Origin of the sequence: Streptomyces cinereoruber, from assembly GCF_009299385.1 — a bacterium.
In the GTDB taxonomy this organism is placed as follows: domain Bacteria; phylum Actinomycetota; class Actinomycetes; order Streptomycetales; family Streptomycetaceae; genus Streptomyces; species Streptomyces bikiniensis.
On sequence record NZ_CP023693.1, the window covers coordinates 6,278,833 to 6,301,630 of the forward strand.

A 22,798-nucleotide genomic window follows, 5' to 3' on the forward strand; every position below is an offset into this window, starting at 1 on the left:
GAGAGACTTCCCGCCAGGGGCCGCGGCTGCCGGAAGGCCGACGCCACGACGAGGGGAACGGCACGATGAGCGGTCAGCTGTACGACGGGATCGGCGAGGCGTTCGAGGGGTTCAAGGGCCTCCCCCTCGCGCGCTACGGGGAGGTGCCCGGCTTCCTCGCCCTCGTCGGGGACGTGAAGGGCAGGTCGGTCCTCGACCTGGCCTCCGGAACCGGCTTCTACAGCCGGGAGCTCAAGCGCCGGGGCGCGTCCGACGTCCTCGGCGTCGACATCTCCGGCGCGATGGTCGACGCGGCCCGCGCCCTGGAGGGCGCCGAACCGCTGGGCACGCGGTACGAGGTCGGTGACGTCGCGGAACTGCGCGCCTTCGACGAGCCCTTCGACCTCGCGATCGCGGTCCAGCTGTTCAACTACGCCGACAGCGTCGCCACCATCGAGCGGATGTGCCGCAACATCCACCGCAGCCTCGCGGCCGGGGCCGATTTCTTCGTCTTCACGCAGAACCCGGACTTCCGCTTCGACGGGCCGTCCCTGGCCAAGTACGGCTTCCTCTGCGAATCGCTCGGCGAGGAGACCGAGATCGGCCCGCGCGAGCGGCTCACCGCGCTCCTCGACCCGCCGATCTCGTTCGAGGCGAACCCGCCCGGCCGCGAGGTCCTGGAGAAGAGCCTGCGGGCGGCCGGGTTCGACGGGATCACCTGGGTGCCCCTGGAGATCTCCGAGGCCGGCGTGCGCGCGTACGGCGAGGAGTTCTGGGCCGACCACGACGCCAACCCGCCGCTGACGATGCTCCGCTGCCGCGCCTGACCCCGAGCGGGTCCCGGCCGCCCTCCCGGCCCCCGGGAGAGGTGGCCCGGAACGCGAGGAACTTCACGGTCCCGGCGTACATCCCCTGAGCCCCTTCGCTCGTCTTCCGTGCGCCGGGCCCGCACGGGCCCGGAAGGCATCGACCCAAGGGCAGAGACTTTGAAGACTCCCACACTCGGAGTGCGCAGTGCCGTGACCGTCGCGTTCACGGCCTCGGCCGTCCTGGCCGGCGGCCTCTTCGCCGGCCAGGCGCACGCCGCGCCGGCCGTCCCGACGATCACCGCCCCCGGCGGCTTCGTCATGAACAACGGGACGGGCACGACGCTGTACGGGAAGGCCGCCGACACCCGGCGGGCCACCGGATCCACCACGAAGATCATGACCGCGAAGGTGGTGCTCGCCCAGAAGGGCCTCAACCTCGACGCCAAGGTCACGATCGACAAGGCCTACAGCGACTACATCGTCTCCAAGAACGCCTCGTCGGCCCGGCTCATCGTCGGCGACAAGGTGACCGTACGCCAGCTCCTCTACGGCCTCATGCTGCCGTCGGGGTGCGACGCCGCCTACGCCCTCGCCGACAAGTTCGGCACCGGCTCCACGCGCGCGGCGCGGATCAAGTCGTTCATCGGGAAGATGAACACCGAGGCCAAGAACCTCGGCATGAAGAACACCCACTTCGACTCGTTCGACGGCATAAGCAACGGGCAGAACTACTCGACCCCGCGCGACCTGACGAAGCTCGCGAGCAGCGCGATGAAGAACACCACGTTCCGCACCGTCGTCGCGACGAAGTCCACGACGCAGAAGGTGACCACGAAGTCCGGTGGCTACCGGTACATGTCGTGGACCAACACGAACAAGCTCCTGAGCACCTACAGCGGAGCGATCGGCGTGAAGACCGGTTCGGGCCCGCAGGCCAAGTACTGCCTCGTCTTCGCGGCCACCCGCAACGGCAAGACGGTCATCGGCACGGTCCTCGCCTCGTCGTCCGAGGCGAACCGGACGGCGGACGTCAAGAAGCTGCTGGACTACGGCTTCGCGAAGTAACCCGGAAAGAATCCGGAGGGGCGGACCGGCGCCGTGGCGCGCCGGTCCGCCCCTCCGGGCGTCGCTCAGAGCGCCGCGTACCCCGGGCGCACGACCTCGTCGATCAGGCGCCGGCGCTCCGGCAGCGGCAGGAACGCGGCCTCCAGGGCGGCGACCGTGAACTCCTCGAAGACCTCCGGGCCGTAGCCGAAGGCGTCCGCCACGTGCTGGAACTCCTCGCTCATGGTGGTGCCGGAGACCAGCCGGTTGTCCGTGTTGAGCGTGATCCGGAAGCCCAGGCGGCGCAGCTCGTCGATCGGGTGCGTGGCGTAGTCCTTCGCCGCGCCCGTCTGGAGGTTGGAGGTCGGGCAGACCTCCAGGGCGATCCGGTTGTCCCGGACGTACGAGGCGAGCCGGCCGAGCGTGCCGTCCTCGGCTATGTCGTCCGTGATCCGCACGCCGTGGCCGATCCGCTCGGTGCCGCAGACCTGCACGGCCTCGTGGATCGACTCCGCGCCGACGGCCTCGCCCGCGTGGATGGTGAAGTGGCAGTTCTCCCGCTTCAGGTGCTGGAAGGCGGGGAGGTGACGGGCCGGCGGGTTGCCGATCTCGCCGCCCGCGATGTCGAAGCCCGCGACGCCGTTGTCCCGGTGCGCGACCGTGAGCCGCGCGATCTCCAGGGAGCGGTCCGTGTGGCGCATTCCGGTGAGCAGGGTGCGGACGGTGATCCGGCCGCCGGAGCGGCGCTCGCCCTCCCGGAAGCCGTCGTTGACCGCCTCCACGACCTCGTCGAGGGTCAGGCCGCCCTCCAGGTGCTGCTCGGGGGCGTAGCGGACCTCGGCGTAGACGACGCCGTCCGCCGCCAGGTCCTCGGCGCACTCGGCCGCGACGCGCGTGAGCGCCTCGCGGGTCTGCATCACCGCGCAGGTGTGGGCGAAGGTCTCCAGGTACCGCTCCAGCGAACCGGAGTCGGCGGCGTCCCGGAACCAGACCGCGAGCTCGGCCGGGTCCTCGGTCGGCAGCGCGGTGTAGCCGCACTCGCGCGCCAGCTCGACGATGGTCGCGGGGCGCAGCCCGCCGTCGAGGTGGTCGTGGAGGACGGCCTTGGGGGCCCGCCGGATCCAGTCGGAGACGGGGGCGGCGGCAGGCGCGGTGAGGTTGTCAGACAAGTGCATGGCGGGGAAGTGTACGCCACGGGGCGGGGGCGCGCTGTGACGCCCCCGACAGGGGCCGGCCGGGCCGGAGCCGGGCCGCTCAGTGGGAGTGCAGCACCGGCAGCGCGGGCGCGCCCGTCGGCAGCGTGTGCTTGGCGGCCAGGACCGGGACCTCGCCGACCCGGACGACCTGCGTGACCAGGACGGCCGGGGTGTCCGCCGGGCGCCCCAGCTGGTCCCCGCGCCGCCGCCCGAGCAGCGTCGCCGTGATCCCGCTGTGCGCGCTCAGGGCCGTCTCGCGCGAGGCCCCGACCAGGACCGAGAGCATGGAGACGGCGGGCCGCCCGTCGGCGTCGGCCTCCCGAAGGGCCCGCGCGAAGTCGGGGTGCACCCGGTCGAGGAGGTCGTCGGCCGCCGCCCACTCGTGGCTCAGGGCCGCCGCCGTGCCCTCCCCGGACAGCACGGACTCCCAGAACCGCAGCTCGGCGCGGGCCGGGGTCAGCAGGTGCTGGGTGGTGAAGTCGGTCGGTTCCTCGACCGTCCGCAGGAGCGCCCGCACGCGCAGCGGGGCGCCCCCGCCGATCAGCTCCTCCAGCGGCTGGACCTGCTCGAACCCGCGCCGGGGCGGGCGGTCGTTCACGGTGCGGCCGACCCCGCGCCGCACCGTGAGGACGCCGTCCTCCTGGAGCAGCAGCAGTGCCTCGCGCAGGGCGGGCCGGCTCACGCCCAGCTCGGCGGCGAGCTTCGGCTCGGAGGGGAGCGTGGACCCCGGCGGGTAGGTGCCCTCGTGGACGGCGTCCGCGATCCGCTCGTAGAGCGCCACGACCGGTCGTCGCCGCTGTCCGCTGACCGCCACGGCCCCTCCTCTTCTCGTCGTCGGCCTCGTCCCGGCACCACCGTAGTCGGGCCGTGCTGTCTGACAAGTCACCCGTACGGCTCTCCCACCGGCACGGCGGGGTCCTGATCCCCCCATCCTGGACGGACGGCACGGCGGTACGACGGTACGGCGGATACGACGAGGAGAGGCCCTGAATCGATGAGTCCCAAGGATCCCCAGGACAGGGAGCGGACGGCGGGCGCGGGAGCGTCCCGGTCCGGCGGGGCCCGTACGCCCGCCCGGAGGCGGAAGTGAGACGGGCCGCAGCCGTCGGCGCGGGCGCGCTCCTCGCGTTCGCGGCCGTCGCCGTGACCTCGGCGGAGGAGCGCCCCGAGACCGGGACCGGGACCGGGACCGGAGCCGGGGACGACACGGAGAAACGGACGGTGCCGGACTTCCTGGGCCTGGGCCTGTGGCGGGTCTTCACCCGTCTCGACCGCCGGACCCGGCTCGACGTCCACGACGTGAGCGGCCGCGACCGGCGGGTCCTCTGGCCCTCGCGCTGGCAGGTCTGCACCCAGTACCCGGAAGCGGGCGCGGACCTCGACCGACGGACCACCGTCATGATCGGAGTCGTGCGCAGGGGCGAGACCTGCCCACCCCGCGTCCGCACGGCCCGCCGCTGAGGGGCCCGTACGTCTGGCCCGCACAACCTGGCCGCGCGCCCGACGCCGCACGCCCGACGCCCCAGGCCCGTACGCCTCCGTGTCCGCCGCGCCGGCTTCCGCCCGGAGGGGTTCCCGCCCGCCCCGCTGTTCACCGACGGTGCCTGGCGCGACCACGAGCGCCGAGCGATCACGGCAACCGAGACGGCCCCGGAATCCGCGGAAGCCCCGGAACCCGCGGCGTGAACGCGCGACGGGCCTCAGCGCTTGTAGTTGATCTTCATCGTGTCGAGGTCCGTCACGGTCGAGCGCAGCCCCTTGTACCCGTGGCCCAGCGCCTTGAGCGCCGTCTCCACCCGGTCCTCCGCGAGCGCGCCCGCCATCTCCTCGCCGTCCTCGGCGTCGGAGACGACGACCAGGCGGTACGAGAAGTGCTTCAGCGTCCGGTCGTAGGTCAGCGAGCCCTCCTCCGTGAACTGCATCGCCGCGAGGCCGTGGTCGTCGGCCTCGGCGAGCAGCCGGGACCGGCTCTCCTCCGACAGACCGTCGAACGTGCCGCGCACGATGACCCGGTAGGTGTGCTGCGTGCCCATCCCTCGTACTCCCTGTGCCTCTGGTGCCACTGCCGTCCGGCCCGCCACGGCGGCGCGCCGACCCGTCACCGTACGACGGCCGGCGCCCCCGCCGCCCGGAATATCCGCTCGGCGCCCTGCCGCGCCCCGGCCCCGGGCGACGGTCAGGTCACCCGGCACAGGATCTCGCCGTGCGGGACCATGAACCAGGCGTCCTCCCGCCCGCCCCACTCCCGCCAGCCCTCCGCGATCGCCGCCAGCTCCCCGGCGGTCGCGTGGCCGCCGGAGACGGCCAGGTCCGCGTAGCCGGAGGCGGTCGTGCGGTCCGCCCACAGGCCGCTCCACCAGGCCCGCTCCTCGGGGGTGGCGAAGCACCAGGTGCCGGCGGTCGCCGTGATGTCCGTGAAGCCGGCCCGCCGGGCCCAGGAGTACAGGCGCCGGCCCGCGTCCGGTTCGCCGCCGTTGGCGCGCGCGACCCGGTGGTACAGCTCCAGCCACCCGTCCAGGGCGGGCACTTCGGGGAACCAGGCGAAGGCCCCGTAGTCGCTGTCCCGGGCCGCGACGATCCCGCCGGGGCGGCACACCCGCCGCATCTCGCGCAGTGCGGCGACCGGGTCCCCGACGTGCTGGAGCACCTGGTGGGCGTGGACGACGTCGAAGGAGTCGTCGGGGAAGTCCAGGGCGTGCACGTCGGCCACGGCGAACCGGACGTTCTCCAGGCCGCGTTCGGCCGCGACGGCGCGGGCCTTCGTCAGGACGTCCTCGGCGGCGTCGACCCCGGTCACGCGGCCCGGCGCGACCAGCGCGGCCAGGTCGGCGGTGATGGTGCCGGGCCCGCAGCCCACGTCCAGGACGTCCAGTCCCGCCCGCAGCTCGGGCAGCAGGTGGGCCGCGGAGTTGGCGGCGGTCCGCCAGCTGTGCGAGCGCAGGACCGACTCGTGGTGGCCGTGCGTGTAGACGGCGGTCTCGTGGGCCGCGGAAGGTACGGAGGCGTGCGTCATGGAACCGACTCCCTCGGTGTGGGCGGATGTCCTCACCGTATGCGGATCGGCCGAATGATGAGATACGTGTCTTGCAATGTGGACAGCGCCTTGCTTCAACAGGTGGCGCCGGTAACGGAGTTCCTCCAGGACCCGGCCGCCCGTCTCCTCCCGGACGGATTCGCCGTCCGCCCTCCGGCCCGCCGCCCCGTAGAACCTCCGGGCCCGCGCGTTCCCCGCGAACACCCGCAGCGCCGCCGAGCGGAAACCGGCCTCCACGAGCGCCCCGGTGATCGCGGACGGGAGCGCCCGGCCGACCCCCGCGCCCCGGACCTCCGGCAGGGCGTGCAGCGCTGCCGACCCGGCCGTGGGCGCGGGCTCGAACCCCTCGCCCGGCCAGGGGTGGAAGCAGGAGAAGGCGACCGGCCCCCCGTCCCCGCCGGGTCGTGTCGCGAGCAGCACGGCGGGCCGCTCCGGGGCCGTGAGACGGGCGTGCCGGACGGCGGCGCGCTCCTCCACGTCCAGGCCCTCCGGATACGGGCGGGGGAGACAGGTCGCGGTAGGCGGCCCGCCGGGACGGCACGTGCACGGCGGCGAGGGCGGCCGCGTCCCCGGGAAGCGCTTCACGTATCGGCATGCCGTGCGTCCTGCGTCCGGCCCCCTCCCGCCGGCCTCGCATTTTCCGGCCCGCCCCGGACGGCGCCCTCGCGTCTGCCAGGCCCCGCAGGGCCTCTGTGACAGGCCTGTGAACAGGCCGTCCGAACCCGCCCCGCGCCCCTAGGATCGGCGCGCCGCCGTCCGGCCGCCCCCCTTCCCGTCCCGTCGAGGAGACCCGTGCCGTACTCGCCCGTGCCCGCCCGACGCTCCCTCCTGAAGCTGCTCGCCGCGAGCCCGGCGGTCTCCGCCCTCGGCGGGATCGCCACCGCGGCCCCCGCACACGCGGCCGCGGCCGGGCCCACCGCGCCCGGGATCGTCAAGGCGCTCCCCGCCGAGCACTTCACCGTCCGGGGCACCAACGCCGAGGCCCGGTTCGACGCCTTCGCGGACACCGGGTACCTCACCCCCGCCGACCGCTTCTTCGTCCGCAACCACACCTCCACCCCCGTCCTCGACGCCCGCGACTGGCGCCTGACGCTCTGGGGCGACGGGCTCCACGGCCGCCGGCCCGTCCACCTCACCTACGGGCAGCTGCGCGACCTGCCGTCCGTCACCCGGACGGCCCTCATCGAGTGCGCCGGCAACGGCCGCAGCTTCTACACCGGCCAGCAGGGCGAGGCCGTCAGCGGCACCGCCTGGACCCTGGGCGCCGTCGGGGCCGCCCGCTGGCGCGGCGTCCGCCTCGCCGACGTCCTCCGGCGTGCCGGACTCGCCCGCGACGCCGTCGCCGTCCAGCCGCGCGGCCTCGACGCCCCGTACGTCTCCGGCGGCGTCGACCACGGCCGGGTGCGCCGCCCGCTGCCGATCGCCAAGGCCCTGGACGACGTGATCCTCGCGTACGAGATGAACGGCGAACCCCTCCCGTACGACCACGGGCACCCGGTCCGGCTCGTCGTGCCCTCCTGGATCGGCATCGCCTCCGTCAAGTGGCTCGGCGACATCGAGGTCTCCACCCGCCCGCTGGCCTCGCCCTGGTCCACCGACTGGTACCGCCTCTTCGGCGAGGCCCACCCCGAGGGCGGCAGCGCCCCGCTCGGCCGCCAGGTCCTCAAGTCCGGCTACCAGCTCCCCTCCGGCGCCACCCTGGAGGCCGGGCGCGTCCACCGGCTCACCGGCCGCGCCTGGTCCGCCCTCGCCCCCGTGCGGAAGGTGGAGGTCTCCACCGACGGCGGCGCCCACTGGCGCCCGGCCCAGCTCCACGACGCCCCCCGGCGCGACGGCTGGGTCCGCTGGAGCGCCCCCTGGCGCCCGCACCGCGCCGGACGGGTCACCCTGCTCTCCCGCACCACCGACGCCGCCGGGAACACCCAGCCCGAGCGGGCCGTCCACAACACCCAGGGCTACCTCTTCGGCGCGGTCGTGCGCCACCCCGTCACCGTCGCCTGAGCCGCCCGGCCCCTCCCCGAGTCGATCCCAGAAGCGGCGGAAACGCACGAAAGTCCGTATAAAGGGCACGAGGGTGCCGTGCCCGGCGCCCCCGTGCGCTCAGGAGGTACGGGACATGCCGCAGAAGGCTCCGGAAGAGCGCGGCCCGGTGCGCTACGGTCCCCCCGCCCCCGACACCGGCCTGCCCCTCCCGCCCGTGCTCGCCGGCCTCCTCTCCGCCGCCGCCGGACGCACCGACCCCGAGCCGCCCGGCGGCGGCCCCGTCCTGCGCGAGGCCGCCGCCGGCCACTGGTGGCGCCGGGGCCTGCGCACCCACCCCGAGGACGTGGTCGCCGCCCCCGGCGCCCCCGCCCTCCTCCTGGCCCTCATAGCGGCCCACGGCGGCGACCTCCTGCTGCCCCGGCCCTGCCCCGCCTGGTGGGCCCCGCAGGCCCGGCTCCTCGGCCGCCCCGCGTACCACGTGCCCACCCCCGCCGAGTGCGGCGGCGTCCCCGACCCGTACGCCCTCCTGGAGACCGTCCGGCGCGTCCGCGCCGAGGGCGGCCACCCCCGCGTCCTGCTGCTCTCCGTCGCCGACGACCCCACCGGCACCGTCGCCCCGCCCGAACTCGTCCGCGAGGCCTGCGAGGCCGCCGTCGCCGAGGGGCTCCACGTCGTCAGCGACGAGACCTGGCGCGACACCCGCCACGACCCGCACGACACCGTCCTCGTCAGCCCCGCCGAGATGTGCCCCGACGACGTCACCGTCCTCAGCGACCTCGGCGGCGCGCTCACCCCCGCCGCCTGGCCCTGCGCCGTCGCCCGCTTCCCGCCCACCGACCCGTCCCGCGCCGACCGCTGGACCGACCCCCGCGCCCGCGTCCTCGACGTCCTCACCGCCCTCGGCTCCGTCGTCCCCGGCCCCCTGGCCCCCGCCCTCGCCCACGCCCTCGACGAACCCGAGGACGTCACCGCGCCGGCCCGCCGCGCCGCCGCCGTCCACGGGCGCCTCGCCCGGGCCGCCCACCACGCCGTCCTCGCCGCCGGCGCCCTCTCCCTGCCCCCGCAGGCCGGCCGCCACCTCTATGCCGACCTCGGACCGCTGCGGGACGGCCTCGCCGCCCGGGGCGTCACCGACTCCCTGGAACTGGAGGCCCTCCTCACCGAACGGCTCGGCGCCCCCGTGCCCGGCGGCCACCGCTTCGGCGACGAACTCGGCGCCCTGCGGGTCCGCTTCGGCACGCGCATGTTCCTGGGGGCCTCGGGGGAGGAGCGGACCGAGGCCCTGGGGGCCGAGGACCCCCCGGAGCTTCCCCGGGTGGCCCGGGCCCTCGCGGACTTCGGCGCGGCACTGGAGGAACTCCGGTGACCCCGACCGCCCGCCGACGTCCCACGAGCCCGTCATGAAGCGCCGAGCGGAACGGAGCCCGCAGATGACCGAACGGACGGCAGCCGCCCCGTACGAAACCGACCGTGCCACGGCCCCCGCACCCGCCCTCCAGCCCGTCGGACGGCTGCGGCACGACTGGCCCCGCACCTTCGCCGACCGGCTCACCGCCCCCCTGCCCGGCGTCCGGTCCATGGCCCGCCTCGCCCGCGAAGGAGCCGTGCGCCCCCGCCCCGAGGGCCTCCGGGACGTCCCCCTGCTCCCCTTCGAGCCCGGTCCGGTCCCGCCCGCCGGGCCCGACACCCTCGCCGTCACCTGGGCCGGACACGCCAGCTGGGTGGTGCGGATCGGCGGCCTCACCGTCCTCACCGACCCGGTCTGGTCCCGCCGCATCCTCGGCACCCCCGCCCGGCTCACCCCCGTCGGGGTCCGCTGGGAGGACCTGCCGCGCGTCGACGCCGTCGTCATCAGCCACAACCACTTCGACCACCTCGACGCCCCCACCCTGAAACGGCTGCCCCGGGACACCCCCGTCCTCGTCCCGGCCGGCCTCGGCCGCTGGTTCACCCGCCGCCGCTTCACCCGCGTCACCGAGCTCGACTGGTGGGAGGCGGTCGAACTCGGCGGCGTCCGCTTCGACTTCGTCCCCGCCCACCACTGGTCCAAGCGCACCCTCCTGGACACCTGCCGCTCCCTGTGGGGCGGCTGGGTGCTCACCGACCGCTCCGGACACCGCGTGTACTTCGCCGGGGACACCGGATACGGCCACTGGTTCGCCGAGATCGGCCGCCGTCACCCCGGCATCGACCTGGCGCTGCTCCCGATCGGCGCCTACGACCCGCGCTGGTGGCTCCGCGACGTCCACACCGACCCCGAGGAGGCCGTCCGCGCCCACCAGGACCTGGGAGCCCGGCGGATGGCGCCCATGCACTGGGCGACCTTCGTGCTCTCCTGCGAGCCCGTCCTCGAACCCCTCACCCGGGTCAGAGCCGCCTGGGAGAAGGCCGGCCTCGCCCGCGAGGACCTGTGGGACCTGCCGATCGGCGGCTCACGGGTGCTCGTGCCGTGACCCGCCCGGCGACCCGGAGGCCGGCGTTTCGGGGGCCGGCGACCCGGGGGCGGGGGCCGGCGCTCCGGAGGCAGGCGCTTCGGCGCGCGTCCCCCGCACCCGCCGCCACAGCGCCGGAACCGCGCTGATCAGCACCGTCAGGACCACCGCCGCCACGACCCCCTGCCACGGCTCCGGGAAGAGCGAACCGCCCAGGATGCCGATCAGCTGGTACGTCGCCGCCCACGCCAGACAGGCCGCCGCGTCCCCCCGGACGAAGCGGCGCAGCGGCACCTCCGCGAGCAGGCACGCCAGCATCACCGGGATCCGGCCCGCCGGCACGAGCCGGGACAGGACGAGCACCGACACCTGGTGCGCGTCGAGCCGCTCCCGTGCGTGCGCCAGCCGCTCGGGCGAGGCCCGGCCCTCCAGCGCGGCCAGCCACCGCGAGCCCTTGTCGGAGTGCACCCCGCGCCGCCCCAGCCAGTACAGCGCCGTGTCCCCGAGGAGCGCGGCGAACGCCGACACCAGGAAGACGAAGAGCAGCGACAGCGGCGAGGTCTGGTGGAAGGCCACCACCGCCGCCGAGCTGACGATCGCGCCCGTCGGCACCACCGGCACCAGCGCGCCGAGCGCCACGAGCAGGAACAGCGAGGGATAGCCGACCGCCTGCTGCGTGGACTCCGGCGGCAGCTCGCCCACGACCTCGGCGAACCGGGCGATCCCGTCGATCACCGGGCGACCTCCGGCCGCACCCGCTCGCCGTGCCCCAGCAGGTGCACCGTCACCTTCGGCGCCAGGCGCGCCGCGTGCCGCACGAACTCGTCCCCCGGGGAGTGGAACTCGTGCGGCCGGACCCCGTCGAGCCCGATCGGCCAGTACGTGCCGTAGTGCACCGGCACCGCCGCCGCCGGGGACAGCTCCGCGAGCGCCTCGGCCGCCCGGCCCGCGTCCAGATGGCCCGGCCCCAGGTACGGGCCCCAGCCGCCGACCGGGAGCAGCGCCACGTCCACCGGGCCCACCGCCTCCGCCATGCCGTCGAAGAGCCCGGTGTCCCCGGCGAAGTACGTCCGCGCCCCGCCCTCGACCACGTACCCCAGCGCGGGCGCCCGGCGCGGCCCCACGGGCAGCCGCCGCCCGTCGTGGAGCGCCGGGACGGCCCGTACCGTCAGGCCCTCCACCGTCACCTCGTCGCCCGCCGCCACCTCGGTGAGCCGCAGCCCGGCCCGCTCCAGGCGGCGCAGCCCCGGCACGGCGGCGGGGGCCCCGCGCGGCACCAGGAGCCGCGTCCCGGGCGCGAGCCGCGCGAGCGACGGCAGGTGCAGGTGGTCGGAGTGCAGGTGCGAGACGAGGACGGCGTCGGCCGTCGCGGCCTCGGGGGGCGGCGGGGCGCCGCGCCGGCGGCGCAGGTGGGCGAGCCGCCGCGCGAACAGCGGATCGGTGAGGAAGCGGACCCCGGAGTCCTCGACCGTGCAGGTCGCGTGACCCCACCAGGTGACCTCCACCGCGTGCCGCCTTCCGTCCGTTCCGTACCCCTGCCCCCTCCGTACCCCCGTCAACGAGGGTAGACGTCCGGAGCGGGCGCCGGAGGATGTTCGGCCGCAGCTTCCCGCAGTAGGGTCCCTCCATGGACGACGTTCGGGTGGCGGCGATCGCCAGCCTCACCCCGCTCGAAGAGCTCGACAGCGAACCCTTCCTCGTCGACACGCGCGGCCAGCACGCGGTGTGCGCGCGCTGGGCCGAGGACCGGGGGTACGTGATCGCCCGCCAGTTGCTGTTCTACGGCATCCGGCCCGACCACGAGGCCCTGTGGGCGGACGTGGAGGACGGCTCGGTCGACCTCTTCGTCGCGGCCAGCGAACGGGTCCTCGCCCGCGCGCTGACCTCCGTGGCCGGCTTCCGCGCCGAGTGCGAGCGGCGCGGAGTGCGCCTGGAGACGGTCTGTCCCGACGAACCGGTGTACGACGCGGCGGCCAAGGCCGGGGTGCACCGACGTCTCTCCATGCCGACCGCCGGGTACGACGGTTCCTGACCCCGCAGGGCCCCGCCCGCCTTCCTCCGGTCCCGCCGTGGGCGTTGTGACACGCTTGGGGCAGGAAACGGCTGAAAGGCGAGGCGGGCGTGGGTGACGGGCGAGGGGGCGGCGCCGACCGCGGGCGGTCCGGGGCGGGCCGGGGATCCGGGGCGGGCCGGGAGTCCGGGGCGGGGCGGCAGCCTGCGAAGGGCCGGTGGTCCGCCAAGGGCCGGCGGTCCACGAAGGGCTGGCGGTCCGCCGGAGGCGCGCTGGGACGCGTGATCGTGGTGTGGGCGGTGTCCACGCTCACCCTGCTCCTCCTCGCGGGACTGCTCCCCGCCTTCCAGCTCCAAGCCCCCGACGGGGACAGCCTCACCCGGACCGCGATCACCGCCGCCTGGGCGGCCGGCGCCTTCGGCCTGCTCGGCGCGCTCGTGTGGCCGCTCCTCGTCCGGGCCCTGCTGCTCGTCCCGGCCCTCGTCCTCGGCCTGCTCGGCTTCTTCATCAACGGCTCCCTGCTGCTCGTCGCGCTCTGGGTCACCCCCGACGGGCGCGGCGCCGCCGACCCCGAGACCGCCGTCGTGGTCGCGGCCGTCATGTCCGCCGTCGCCTCCGCCACCTCCACGGCCCTCGCCGTCCGCGACGACGACGCCTACCGGCGCCGCCTCTACCGGCTCACCGGCCGCACCCGGGCCCGCGCCCCCGGTGACCCGGCGGACGCCGCCCCCGGCACGGTCTTCCTCCAGCTCGACGGCGTCGGCCACCGCGTGCTGCGCGACGCCGTCGCCGACGGGTTGATGCCGACCGTCGCGACCTGGCTGGAGGCCGGACACCGGCTCACCCCCTGGCGCACCGACTGGTCCAGCCAGACCGGCGCCAGCCAGCTCGGCATCCTGCACGGCTCCAACGAGGACGTGCCCGCCTTCCGCTGGTACGAGAAGGACACGGGCCGGCTCATGGTGTCCAACCGCCCGGCCAGTGCCGTCGAACTCCAGCGGCGGGCGGTGCGCCGCACGGGCGACGGCGGGCTCCTCACCTTCGACGGGGCCTCCCGGGGCAACCTCTTCAGCGGCGGCGCCGAACAGGTCGCCCTCGTCCTGTCGGTGGCCGCCCGGCGCGGCCGGCGCAACCGCTCCCGGGCCGGCTACTTCGCGTACTTCTCCGACCCGGCCAACGCGGTCCGCACCGCCGGGTCGTTCGTCACCGAGTGCGTCCGCGAGGTGTGCCAGTCGACGCGGGCCCGGCTGCGCCGCGAGACCCCCAGGACCCCGCGCGGCGGCACGTACCCCTTCGTCCGCGCCTTCGCGACGGTCGTGGAGCGGGACGTGGTGGTCGCGGCCGTGATGGGGGACATGCTGGCGGGCCGGACCGCCGTCTACGCCGACCTCGTGGCGTACGACGAGGTGGCCCACCACTCCGGCCCGCACGGCCGGGACACCGACCAGGTCCTGCGCCGCCTCGACCGCGCGATCGCGCTCATCGCGGACGTCGCCGGGCACGCCCCGCGCCCGTACCGGATCGTGCTCCTCTCCGACCACGGGCAGAGCCCCGGCGAGACCTTCGAGGCGGTGTACGGCCTGACGCTCAAGGACCTGGTGAGGGCCGGGTGCGGGCTGCCCGTGCCGCGCCGGGTACGGCGCACCCCCAGCGGCTCGGAGGCGCGGGACGCGGCCAGGGACGCGCTGCGCAGCGCGCTGCACCGGCCGCTCGACGAGGGCGACGAGACGGCGCGGGAGCTGCCCGCCAAGCCCTCCGAACCGGTGGTCCTCGCCTCCGGCAACCTCGGCCTCGTCTCCTTCCCCGACGTGCCGCACCGGATGACCCGGGAGGAGATCGACCGGCGCCACCCGGCCCTGCTCCGCACCCTCGCCCACCACCCGGGCGTCGGCTTCGTCCTCGTGGCGAGCGCCGAGCACGGCTCGGTGGTCCTCGCCGGGGACGGGACCGAGGTCCCGGTCGCCGAGCTGACCGACGACGGACCGCTGGCCGTGTACGGGCCGGGCGCGGCGCGGGCCGTGCGGCGCACGGACGGCTTCCCGCACGTCGCGGACATCATGGTCAACTCCATGTACGACCCGGAGACCGGCGCCGTGCACGCCTTCGAGGAGCAGATCGGCTCGCACGGCGGCCTCGGCGGCGAGCAGTCGGAACCCTTCCTGCTCTCACCGCCGGAACTCTCCCCACCGGTGGGGGAGGGGGAGGAACTGGTCGGCGCGGAGCAGATCCACCGTGTCCTGCGCCGCTGGCTGCGGGAATCCTCGGGCCCGCAGGTGCCGGTGGAACTCCCGGTGCCGGTGGAACTCCCGGAGGTGACGGGACCGCCGGAGGCGGCGGGGCCCCCACCACTCCCGTCCCGACCGGAACCGCACCGTCCGGCGGACGGGCGGACCGGTGCCCCGGAGGGAGGCCCGGACGGTGCACCGGGCGACGGAGCAGCCGACGGGCCGGTGGGTGCCCCGGCCGGCGGTTCGGGCGGCGATCCGACCGACACGCCGACCGACGCCCCGGTCAACGGAGCAGCCCGCGGTTCGGGCGGTGCCCCGGCCGACGCCACAGTCCGCGGCTATGCCGACGGTACGGCCCGTGGCCCTGCCGACGGACCCCTCGGCGGACCCGCCGGAGCCCCCGTCGCCGGCCCCCTCCACGGGCCGCCCGTCCGTGACGAGAAGTGCTGATCCGGGTGTGACCGCCGGGGCGGTGAATCCCGGAGGCCGGGCGTAGGCCGCCCGGGCGGATCTCGGGTCCCGGGCGCCGCGCCGGGACCCGCGCGGGGCAGTACGGATCTCCGTGAGCCCCGCGCCCGAGCCGACCGCAGTGCCCGCCGCCCCGGCGGGCCGCCGGGCGCGCCCGGGCCGGCACCGCTGGGTCGTCGTCCTCCTGGTCCTCGCCGCGCTGTGCGGCGCCGGGGGCCCGGCCCTGCTCTCCGGCACCTCCCCGCTCCCCGCAGCGGCCTCGGTCCCGGCCCCCGACCCGGTCGGCGAGACCCACGACCAGGCCGCCGCCGAGACCGGGTTCCCCGGCCGTGCACGACGGCACCGCGCCGGCCTGCGCCCCGCCGGGCCCCGGCGCCGGGACCGCGCACACCGGAGGCGCCGCCGGAACCCGCTCCCCGCCCCCGTACCCGCTCCGCGCGGGGACGCCCTCCGGTGCGTGGTGATGCGCTGCTGAGGGGCCCCGCCCTCACCGCAGCCCCCCATCACCCACCCTTCGCACCGCGAGGAGCTTCGCCATGCCCGTCGATCCGTTCGCCGTCCTCCACGCCCTGATGCGGGCCGAGGCCTCCCGGGCCCGACGCGCCGACCGCGCCGCGCTCGAACCCGAACCCGGCGCCCCGACCCCGGCACCCGCCCCGACCCCCGCTCAGGAACCGCCCACGTCCCGGAGCGAATCCGTCCGCTGACCCCGGGAACGGCTCGACGCGGGCCCGGCGCCACCCGATGTGCGGCCCGCCGGACCCGCGTCCGCCCCCACCGCCGAACGCCCCGGCCGCAGCGTCAGGAACTCGCCGGGACGGCCGCACCGGCCGCCCTGGCGGCCCGCTCGATCTTCGCGAAGCGGGCCGCACGGGCTTCCTCGTCGATCTGCGTCTCGTGTCCGGGCCGCATCCCGGTTCGGCCGTCGACGTTTTCGCGCAGGATGTCGGCGTGCCCGGCATGCCGGTTGGTCTCGCCGAGAACGTGGACCATGACGGCGAACAGGTTCGTGTCGGAATGGGGCTCCGGCCACCACGGCACGTGGCCGGGGGCGTCGAGGGGAAGCGCGTCGATCGTCGCGTCCGAGTGCTCCCACGTGCGCCGGTAGAACCCGACGATCTGATCGCGCGTCTCGCCCTCGGCCGCCCACAGATCGCTGCCGTCGTGGTCCTGCCACCGGGGCAGCGGTTCCGGGGAAGGACGGTCGAAGACCTCGCCGAAGTACCTGGCCTCGACGCCGGCCACGTGTTTGACCAGGCCGAGGAGGTTGGTCCCGGTCGCCGTCAGAGGCCGGCGCGCGTCGTATTCGGACAGGCCGTCGAGCTTCCAGAGCAGCGCCGCACGATCCCGCCGCAGTCTCCCGTGCAGGTTGTCCTTCGCGAAGTCATCGATCATGCGGTACGAGCCTGCCACGGGCTGCTCGTGGCCTCAAGATCCCGTAGGCGCTCCGCAACGACCGGCGGAGCCGTGAGCCGGTCGGGGACGTGCCCCGATGTCCGCCGAACGAGGGGGGTCGCATTACCTCCCACGTCATCGACCCCCCGCCCGCCGCCCTGCATGCTCGTCCGTACCGGGACCCGGGCGGCGCACTCCGTCCGGGCTCCGGGCCCACGACCAGCACGAACGCCCGGTATGAACGTCCGGTACGAACGCCCCGGAAGGTGATCCGCCATGTCCCAGTCCCAGGTCCTGCCCGCCGGTCCCGCCCGCGCCACCCGCCCCCACACGGCGCTGCGCCGCTTCCTCGCCCTCGACGCCGTCGTCACCGGGGCCAACGGCGTCGCCTACGCCGCCGCCTCCCGCCCCCTCGGCGAACTCCTGGGGATCGACGCGGCCCTGCTGTTCGAACTCGGCCTGCTCCTGAGCGCGTACGCGGCCGGGGTCGGCTGGCTGGCGAGCCGTCCGCAGCCCCCGGCGGCCGGCGTGAAGCTCGTCGTCGACGTCAACCTCCTGTGGGCCGCCCTGAGCGTCGTCGCCCTGGTCGCCTGGCTGGAGCCGACCACCGCCGGACTGGTGTGGACACCGCTCCAGGCGGCCACCGTCGCCGGGTTCGCCGCGCTCCAGTGGACCGCCCTGCGGTCCGTCAGCCGCTAGGGCCTGACCGGCGGATCATGGCCGGTCAGGCCCTGGGAGGAGCCTCCTCCGCGAGCGACCGCAGGTACGCGGCCGTCTCCGGGTCGGCCGGGATCAGCGTCTCGATGGCCAGCTCGGCGACCGTCACGTCCAGCGGGGTGTTGAACGTCGAGATCGACGACACGAACGACAGCACCCGCCCGTCGTGCTCGATCCGCAGCGGCAGCGCGAAGTACGGATACGGCTCCGCCTCCTCCGGTTCGCCCTCCGCGCCGGCGGGCAGCGGGTACGCCGCCACCTCCTCGTACAGCTCCCGCAGCGACTCGGAGCGTGCCAGGGCGATCTGACGCTCCATCTGGGCCAGCAGATGGCCCCGCCACTCCCGCAGGTTCCGGATGCGGGGCGCCAGGCCCTCCGGGTGCAGGGCGATCCGCATCGTGTTCAGCGGCGGGGTCAGCAGGTGCTCGGGCAGGCCGTCGAGCAGCAGCCCGATGCCCCGGTTGGCCGCCACCACCGTGTACGAGCCGTCCACCACGAGCGCCGGGTACGGCTCGTACCCCCGCAGCAGCCGCTCGACGCCCTCCCGGAGCGCCTCCAGGCGCGGGGCGTCGAGCGGCGTCTCCGCGTACCTGGGGGCGTAACCGGCCGCGAGCAGAAGCGCGTTGCGCTCCCGCACCGGCACCTCCAGGTGCTCGGCGAGCCGCAGGACCATCTCCTCGCTCGGCCGGGAGCGGCCCGTCTCCACGAACGAGACGTGCCGCGCCGAGGAGCCCGCGCGCAGCGCCAGCTCCAACTGGCTCAACCGGCGCCGCTCCCGCCATCCGCGCAGCAGCGGCCCCACTCCCGTGTCGCTCACGACAGTCGTCATGGCCAGACGGTATCCCAGAGGGGGAGCCCGGGTACCTTTCCCGGGAACCCCGCGCACCCGCACCGCCCGCCACCCCACCGGAGGGAGCACCGCCGTGCCCACGGAACCGCTGTCCCAGAAGGAGATCGAGGACCGACTGAGGGAACTCCCCGGCTGGTCCGTCGAGAACGACCGCCTCACCCGCGCCTACCGGCTCGGCGACCACTTCGCGGCGACCGCCCTCGTCGTCCACGTGGCGCGGATCCAGCAGGAGCTGAACCACCACTCCGACCTGACCCTCGGCTACGACTCCGTCGCCCTCTCCGTGCACACCCACTCCGCGGGCGGCGCCCTCACGGAGAAGGACTTCGAACTCGCCGAGCGCGTCGAGCGGATCGCCCCCGGCCACGGCGCCCGCTGACCCTCCGCCGGTCCGGCGGGATCCGTAGGATCGCCGCCATGGCGGAGACCGTGCTCGACTACGAGGCCGAGGCAGCGCACTACGACCGGACCCGGGGCGGTGTGCCCCGGGCCGGGGCGGCGGCCGAGGCCGTCCTGCGGCTCGTGCCGTCCGGCGCCCGCACCCTGCTCGATCTGGCCTGCGGCACCGGCCTCGTCACCGAACGGCTCGTCCGCCCCGGCCTGCGCGTGTACGGGGCCGACGCCGCGCACGCGATGCTGCGGGTCGCCGCCGGGCGGGTGCCGGGACGGGTCGTGCGCGCCGACGCCCGGCGCCTTCCGCTGCCCGACGCCTCCCTCGACGCGGTCTGCGCCGTCTGGCTGCTCCACCTCGTCCCCTTCGCGGCGGACGTCGTCGCGGAGGCCGCCCGCGTCCTGCGGCCCGGCGGGGTCCTGATCGCCACCGTCGACAAGGACGCCGCCCACGACGTCGGCAGCGACATCGACGCGATCCTGCGCCCCCACCGCCGGGCCGGGGCGGCCTCCGACCGTTCCGACCTGATCACCCGGTACGCCGCCGCCCACGGCCTCGTTCCCGCCGCCGACACCCGCTTCACCGGGCACGGCCAGGGCCGCACCCCGCGCGACACCGTACGGAAGCTGCGCGCGGGCCACTTCGCCTCCCGGTTCCACGGCGACCCGGCCACCGCCGACACGCTCGCCGCCGCCCTGGCCGCCCTGCCGGACCAGGACCGGCGCCGCCCCGACCCCCGCTACCGACTGGCCTCCTTCGCCGGCCGGGGCTGACGCCCGCCCCCCTCTCCTCAGGCCTCCCCGCCCCACGTCCCCGACGCGAACGCGGCGAAGGAGCGCGGTTCACGGCCCAGGACCCGCTTCACCCCGTCCGTGACCGAGGAGTTGTGGCCGTCGAGGAGCGTCGCGAACAGGGCCGCGAGCCAGGCCGCCTCGTCGGCCGGGAGCCCGAAGCCGGTGAGGAGTTCCGCGTACGCGGCCTCCGACACCGGCTCGTAGACCACCGGGCGGCCCGAGGCGCGGGCGATCTCCGCCGCCACCTCCGCGAAGCCCAGCGGGCGCGGACCCGTCACCTCGTGCACCAGGCCCGCGTGACCGTCCGCCGTCAGGGCCTCCACGACGACGTCCGCCAGGTCGTCCACGTCGATGAACGGCTCGGCCGTGTCCCCGGCCGGGAAGACGACCGCGCCCTCCGCGACCCCTTCCGCGAGCAGCCCCTCGGAGAAGTTCTGCGCGAAGAACGAGGCCCGTACGAGGGTGAGTTCGGCACCCGGGCCCTCCCCGGACCCGGCGGCCGCCTTCCGGAGGGCCTCCTCCGCCGCCAGGGCCATGGGCTCCCCGCGCCCCGAGAGCAGCGTGATCCGCCGCACCCCGTTCTCCGCGGCCAGCCGGCCGAACGCCTCCATCGCCCCGACCGCGCCGGGAGCGGCCAGGTCCGGGTAGTAGGCCACGTACGCGGCGTCCGCGCCCCGCAGTGCCGGGCCCCAGGTCGCCCGGTCCTCCCAGTCGAAGCGGGTCGTGCCGGTACGGGACCCGGCGCGGACCGTCACCCCGCGCGCCGCGAGCCGCTCGGCCACGCGCCGCCCGGTCTTGCCGGACGCGCTCGTCACCAGAACCGTCCGCGTGTTCCCTGCCGGTGCGTTCCCCGCCCGCGTGCTCTGCCTGCTCTGTGCCTGCGTGTTCTGCGTGTTCTCCGTCTGCGTCGTCATGCCCCAAGGCTCCCGCCCGGCGGCCCCCGGGCCCATGCCGCGCAGTCTCACGTCCCTACGCGTGCGTCTCACGCGTCCGCGCGGGGCCCGACCCGCTGAACTCGCCCTAGGCTTGCGGACCATGGACGCACTCGCCGGACTCCTCGACGGGCCCCGCGCCAAGGGCGCCTTCCTGCTCCGCATGATCATGGAGCCGCCGTGGTCCGTGCGCGTCGAGGACGGCGCCCCGCTCTGCCTGATGTGCGTCACCGGCGGCGAGGCCTGGGTCGTCCCCGGGACCGGCGCGCCCGTCCTGCTGAAGCCCGGGGACATCGCCGTCGTCCGGGGGCCCGAGCCGTACACCGTCGCCGACGCCCCCGGCACCCCGCCCCGCGCCCTGGCCGGGCCCGGGGGCGAGTGCACCAGCCTCGACGGGGAACCGCTCGACCAGAGCATGCGGCTCGGCGTCCGCACCTGGGGGAACGCCCCCGACGGCACCGCCACCGTGCTCGTCGGCACCTACCGGATGGACGGCGAGGTCGGCCGCCGGCTCCTCGACGCCCTGCCCGGCCTCCTCCACCTGCCCGCCGACACGTGGCACTGCCCCCTCATGCCCTTCCTCGAAGAGGAGGTCTCCCGCGACGAGCCGGGCCAGAGCGCCGTCCTCGACCGGGTCCTCGACCTGCTGCTCATCTCCGCCGTCCGCGCCTGGTTCTCCCGCCCCGGCGCCGAAGCCCCCGCCTGGTACCGGGCGATGGGCGACCCGGTGGTCGGCCGGGCGCTCCGGCTGCTCCAGAACGACCCCGCCCATCCCTGGACCGTCGCCTTGCTCGCCGCGAAGACGGGCGTGTCGCGGGCCGCGCTCGCCCGCCGGTTCACCGCCCTCGTCGGGGAGCCCCCGATGGCTTACCTCACCGGCTGGCGGCTCGCGCTCGCCGCCGATCTGCTGCGCGGGACGGACGCCACCGTCGAGTCCGTCGCCCGACAGGTCGGCTACAGCGGCGCGTTCGCCCTGAGCGCCGCCTTCAAGCGGGTACGGGGCCTCAGCCCGCAGGAGCACCGCGCCGGGGCGTGAAGCGCCGGGCGCCGGCCCGGCCCACGGCCCGCACCGGGGCCGTACACCCCGGGACCGCGCGGCTCAGGACACCGGCTCCAACCGCCACCACTGGAACGGGGAGTCGGTGTCCTCCCACTGCCGCACGTCCCCGCCGTCCTCCTCCGAGCCGTCCGCGACCTCCAGGAACAGCCCGCTGACGAAGCTCACCAGGGCCACGGTGCCCGGTGACTGGAGGTCCTGCTCGATGATCCACTCCTGCGCGCCGAAGTTGTTCGCCCGCCACTGCTGGATGCGCGCGCCGTTCTCCGTGGACGCGTTCGCGACGTCGAGCCGTTTGCCGCTGGCCGCGTTGACCAGGTGGTAGAGCCCGCCGCCGTTCGGCACGGGCGCGATGTGCCAGTGCTGCCCGGGAGTTCCGCTCTCGGCGCCCTGCTGCACCTTCGCCCCGGCGCGCGAGGACCCCTCGTACACCTCCAGGACCAGCCCGCTGGCCACGTTCCGCACCCGGTAGACGCCCTTCTCCACGGGCCCCGGCGCACCGCTCACCGTACCGACTCCTCACGCTCCACCCGACTGGCCCCACCGGCCGTCACCGACCCTACGCCCGGGGTACGACAACGGGCGCCGGAGCCGTCGGAACGGCTCCGGCGCCCGTCGGCGCCCCGAGCGGGGTCAGGCCCCGACGCTGAACTCCGCCGGGTCCGGGCCGAGGCGCCGGCCCTCGTCGAGGGCGGCGATCCCCGCCAGGTCCTCGTCGTCCAGCTCGAAGCCGAAGACGTCGATGTTCTCGGCGATCCGGGAGGGGGTGACCGACTTCGGGATCACCACGTTCCCCAGCTGGAGGTGCCAGCGCAGCACCACCTGGGCCGGGGTCCGGCCGTGCTTCTGCGCGATCGCGACGATCGCCGGGACCTCCAGGAGCCCCTTGCCCTGGCCGAGCGGCGACCACGCCTCGGTCGCGATGCCGTACCGGGCGTGCGCCTCGCGCGAGGCCTGCTGGGGAAGCTGCGGGTGCAGCTCGATCTGGTTGACGGCGGGCACGACCGACGTCTCGCCGATCAGCCGCTCCAGGTGCTCCGGGAGGAAGTTCGAGACGCCGATCGCCTTCGCGCGCCCGTCCGCGAGGATCTTCTCGAACGCCCGGTACGTGTCGACGTACGCGTCCTTCGCCGGGACCGGCCAGTGGATCAGGTACAGGTCGGCGTAATCGAGGCCCAGCTTGTCGAGGGAGGCGTCGAAGGCGCGCAGCGTCTTGTCGTAGCCCTGCTCGCTGTTCCACAGCTTGGTGGTGACGAACAGGTCCTCGCGGGCGATCCCGGACGCGGCGACGGCACGCCCCGTGCCCCGCTCGTTCTCGTAGATCGCGGCGGTGTCGATCGAGCGGTAGCCGGCCTCCAGGGCGGTCGCCACGGCCTTCTCCGCCTCGTCGTCCGGCACCTGCCAGACGCCGAAGCCCAGCTGCGGCATCGGCACGCCGTTGTTCAGGGTGACCTGGGGAACCTTGCTGTCCGTGCTCA

General features: G+C 75.5%; 25 protein-coding genes and 1 pseudogene. 14 read left to right on the forward strand and 12 right to left on the reverse strand.

What is annotated here, in order from left to right; translation table 11 throughout:
- Window positions 1-65 precede the first annotated feature (65 nt).
- Both CP977_RS28300 and CP977_RS28305 read left to right on the forward strand, forming a co-directional pair.
- Window positions 66-806 (forward strand): class I SAM-dependent methyltransferase, encoded by a 741-nt coding sequence (locus CP977_RS28300; RefSeq protein WP_062751415.1) that lies wholly within the window; start codon window positions 66-68, stop codon window positions 804-806.
- A gap of 180 nt (window positions 807-986) precedes the next feature.
- The gene (locus tag CP977_RS28305) at window positions 987-1,853 is read left to right on the forward strand and encodes a D-alanyl-D-alanine carboxypeptidase family protein (protein ID WP_079130953.1); all 867 of its coding nucleotides are present in this window, start codon (window positions 987-989) and stop codon (window positions 1,851-1,853) included.
- A 65-nt stretch (window positions 1,854-1,918) separates the two neighbouring features.
- Here CP977_RS28305 and CP977_RS28310 read toward each other — a convergent pair whose 3' ends face one another.
- Window positions 1,919-3,007 (reverse strand): adenosine deaminase, encoded by a 1,089-nt coding sequence (locus tag CP977_RS28310; RefSeq protein WP_062751410.1) that lies wholly within the window; start codon window positions 3,005-3,007, stop codon window positions 1,919-1,921.
- A 79-nt stretch (window positions 3,008-3,086) separates the two neighbouring features.
- Window positions 3,087-3,842: a GntR family transcriptional regulator gene (locus CP977_RS28315; protein WP_152371027.1), complete on the reverse strand. Its 756-nt coding sequence runs from the start codon at window positions 3,840-3,842 to the stop codon at window positions 3,087-3,089.
- A 272-nt stretch (window positions 3,843-4,114) separates the two neighbouring features.
- Between CP977_RS28315 and CP977_RS28320 the strand changes: the two genes are divergently transcribed.
- On the forward strand, window positions 4,115-4,489 hold the full coding sequence (locus tag CP977_RS28320) for a hypothetical protein (protein WP_062751406.1): 375 nt from the start codon (window positions 4,115-4,117) through the stop codon (window positions 4,487-4,489).
- A gap of 239 nt (window positions 4,490-4,728) precedes the next feature.
- Here CP977_RS28320 and CP977_RS28325 read toward each other — a convergent pair whose 3' ends face one another.
- The 3 genes and pseudogenes from CP977_RS28325 to CP977_RS35375 all read right to left on the reverse strand — a co-directional run.
- The gene (locus tag CP977_RS28325; RefSeq protein WP_062751403.1) at window positions 4,729-5,061 is read right to left on the reverse strand and encodes a DUF6204 family protein; all 333 of its coding nucleotides are present in this window, start codon (window positions 5,059-5,061) and stop codon (window positions 4,729-4,731) included.
- A 143-nt stretch (window positions 5,062-5,204) separates the two neighbouring features.
- The gene (locus tag CP977_RS34965) at window positions 5,205-6,041 is read right to left on the reverse strand and encodes a class I SAM-dependent methyltransferase (protein WP_229991489.1); all 837 of its coding nucleotides are present in this window, start codon (window positions 6,039-6,041) and stop codon (window positions 5,205-5,207) included.
- 198 nt (window positions 6,042-6,239) lie between these two features.
- A pseudogene (locus CP977_RS35375) lies at window positions 6,240-6,647 on the reverse strand (GNAT family N-acetyltransferase); the annotation flags it as partial.
- A 207-nt stretch (window positions 6,648-6,854) separates the two neighbouring features.
- On the opposite strand from CP977_RS35375, the gene CP977_RS28335 reads away from it, so the two are divergent.
- From CP977_RS28335 to CP977_RS28345, 3 genes are all read left to right on the forward strand, one after another.
- Complete coding sequence (locus CP977_RS28335; RefSeq protein ID WP_109184395.1) at window positions 6,855-8,063, forward strand: sulfite oxidase; 1,209 nt, start codon at window positions 6,855-6,857, stop codon at window positions 8,061-8,063.
- A gap of 115 nt (window positions 8,064-8,178) precedes the next feature.
- Window positions 8,179-9,411 (forward strand): aminotransferase class I/II-fold pyridoxal phosphate-dependent enzyme, encoded by a 1,233-nt coding sequence (locus CP977_RS28340; protein WP_062751401.1) that lies wholly within the window; start codon window positions 8,179-8,181, stop codon window positions 9,409-9,411.
- 64 nt (window positions 9,412-9,475) lie between these two features.
- Entirely contained in the window at window positions 9,476-10,498 is a 1,023-nt protein-coding gene (locus tag CP977_RS28345; protein ID WP_062751399.1) for an MBL fold metallo-hydrolase, read from the forward strand.
- Here the strand turns inward: CP977_RS28345 and CP977_RS28350 are convergent.
- The gene (locus CP977_RS28350; RefSeq protein WP_229991471.1) at window positions 10,478-11,212 is read right to left on the reverse strand and encodes a DedA family protein; all 735 of its coding nucleotides are present in this window, start codon (window positions 11,210-11,212) and stop codon (window positions 10,478-10,480) included. The genes CP977_RS28345 and CP977_RS28350 overlap by 21 nt on opposite strands.
- Window positions 11,209-11,982 (reverse strand): MBL fold metallo-hydrolase, encoded by a 774-nt coding sequence (locus tag CP977_RS28355; RefSeq protein ID WP_152371029.1) that lies wholly within the window; start codon window positions 11,980-11,982, stop codon window positions 11,209-11,211. The genes CP977_RS28350 and CP977_RS28355 overlap by 4 nt, the downstream gene beginning before the upstream one ends.
- A 122-nt stretch (window positions 11,983-12,104) precedes the next feature.
- Between CP977_RS28355 and CP977_RS28360 the strand changes: the two genes are divergently transcribed.
- The 4 genes from CP977_RS28360 (at window position 12,105) to CP977_RS34220 (ending at window position 15,891) form a co-directional block, all read left to right on the forward strand.
- Window positions 12,105-12,509, forward strand: a complete 405-nt coding sequence (locus CP977_RS28360; RefSeq protein WP_062751395.1) for a recombinase family protein — start codon at window positions 12,105-12,107, stop codon at window positions 12,507-12,509.
- 269 nt (window positions 12,510-12,778) lie between these two features.
- Window positions 12,779-15,166: a phage holin family protein gene (locus CP977_RS28365; RefSeq protein WP_229991488.1), complete on the forward strand. Its 2,388-nt coding sequence runs from the start codon at window positions 12,779-12,781 to the stop codon at window positions 15,164-15,166.
- A gap of 112 nt (window positions 15,167-15,278) precedes the next feature.
- Window positions 15,279-15,659, forward strand: coding sequence for a hypothetical protein (locus tag CP977_RS28370; RefSeq protein ID WP_062751393.1), 381 nt, complete (start codon window positions 15,279-15,281; stop codon window positions 15,657-15,659).
- Between the two features lie 61 nt (window positions 15,660-15,720).
- Window positions 15,721-15,891, forward strand: coding sequence for a hypothetical protein (locus CP977_RS34220; RefSeq protein WP_159057741.1), 171 nt, complete (start codon window positions 15,721-15,723; stop codon window positions 15,889-15,891).
- Window positions 15,892-15,985: 94 nt separating this feature from the next.
- Here CP977_RS34220 and CP977_RS28375 read toward each other — a convergent pair whose 3' ends face one another.
- The gene (locus CP977_RS28375; protein WP_152371030.1) at window positions 15,986-16,579 is read right to left on the reverse strand and encodes a DinB family protein; all 594 of its coding nucleotides are present in this window, start codon (window positions 16,577-16,579) and stop codon (window positions 15,986-15,988) included.
- 276 nt (window positions 16,580-16,855) lie between these two features.
- On the opposite strand from CP977_RS28375, the gene CP977_RS28380 reads away from it, so the two are divergent.
- A complete protein-coding gene (locus tag CP977_RS28380) occupies window positions 16,856-17,278 on the forward strand; it encodes a hypothetical protein (RefSeq protein ID WP_062751391.1) in 423 nt (140 codons plus the stop codon).
- Between the two features lie 25 nt (window positions 17,279-17,303).
- Here the strand turns inward: CP977_RS28380 and CP977_RS28385 are convergent, their stop codons facing one another.
- The gene (locus tag CP977_RS28385) at window positions 17,304-18,125 is read right to left on the reverse strand and encodes a helix-turn-helix domain-containing protein (protein ID WP_062751388.1); all 822 of its coding nucleotides are present in this window, start codon (window positions 18,123-18,125) and stop codon (window positions 17,304-17,306) included.
- 94 nt (window positions 18,126-18,219) lie between these two features.
- On the opposite strand from CP977_RS28385, the gene CP977_RS28390 reads away from it, so the two are divergent.
- Window positions 18,220-18,525 (forward strand): 4a-hydroxytetrahydrobiopterin dehydratase, encoded by a 306-nt coding sequence (locus CP977_RS28390; RefSeq protein ID WP_062751386.1) that lies wholly within the window; start codon window positions 18,220-18,222, stop codon window positions 18,523-18,525.
- Between the two features lie 38 nt (window positions 18,526-18,563).
- Entirely contained in the window at window positions 18,564-19,310 is a 747-nt protein-coding gene (locus tag CP977_RS28395) for a class I SAM-dependent methyltransferase (RefSeq protein ID WP_208421197.1), read from the forward strand.
- Window positions 19,311-19,327: 17 nt separating this feature from the next.
- Here the strand turns inward: CP977_RS28395 and CP977_RS28400 are convergent, their stop codons facing one another.
- Window positions 19,328-20,245, reverse strand: coding sequence for a Rossmann-fold NAD(P)-binding domain-containing protein (locus tag CP977_RS28400; RefSeq protein ID WP_152371031.1), 918 nt, complete (start codon window positions 20,243-20,245; stop codon window positions 19,328-19,330).
- A 121-nt stretch (window positions 20,246-20,366) separates the two neighbouring features.
- Between CP977_RS28400 and CP977_RS28405 the strand changes: the two genes are divergently transcribed.
- A complete protein-coding gene (locus CP977_RS28405) occupies window positions 20,367-21,299 on the forward strand; it encodes an AraC family transcriptional regulator (protein WP_152371032.1) in 933 nt (310 codons plus the stop codon).
- A gap of 63 nt (window positions 21,300-21,362) precedes the next feature.
- Here the strand turns inward: CP977_RS28405 and CP977_RS28410 are convergent, their stop codons facing one another.
- Together CP977_RS28410 and CP977_RS28415 are read right to left on the reverse strand one after the other, a co-directional pair.
- Window positions 21,363-21,827, reverse strand: coding sequence for an RICIN domain-containing protein (locus CP977_RS28410; protein WP_062751380.1), 465 nt, complete (start codon window positions 21,825-21,827; stop codon window positions 21,363-21,365).
- A 126-nt stretch (window positions 21,828-21,953) separates the two neighbouring features.
- Window positions 21,954-22,748, reverse strand: a complete 795-nt coding sequence (locus CP977_RS28415) for an aldo/keto reductase (RefSeq protein WP_152371663.1) — start codon at window positions 22,746-22,748, stop codon at window positions 21,954-21,956.
- Between the last annotated feature and the right edge of the window lie 50 nt (window positions 22,749-22,798).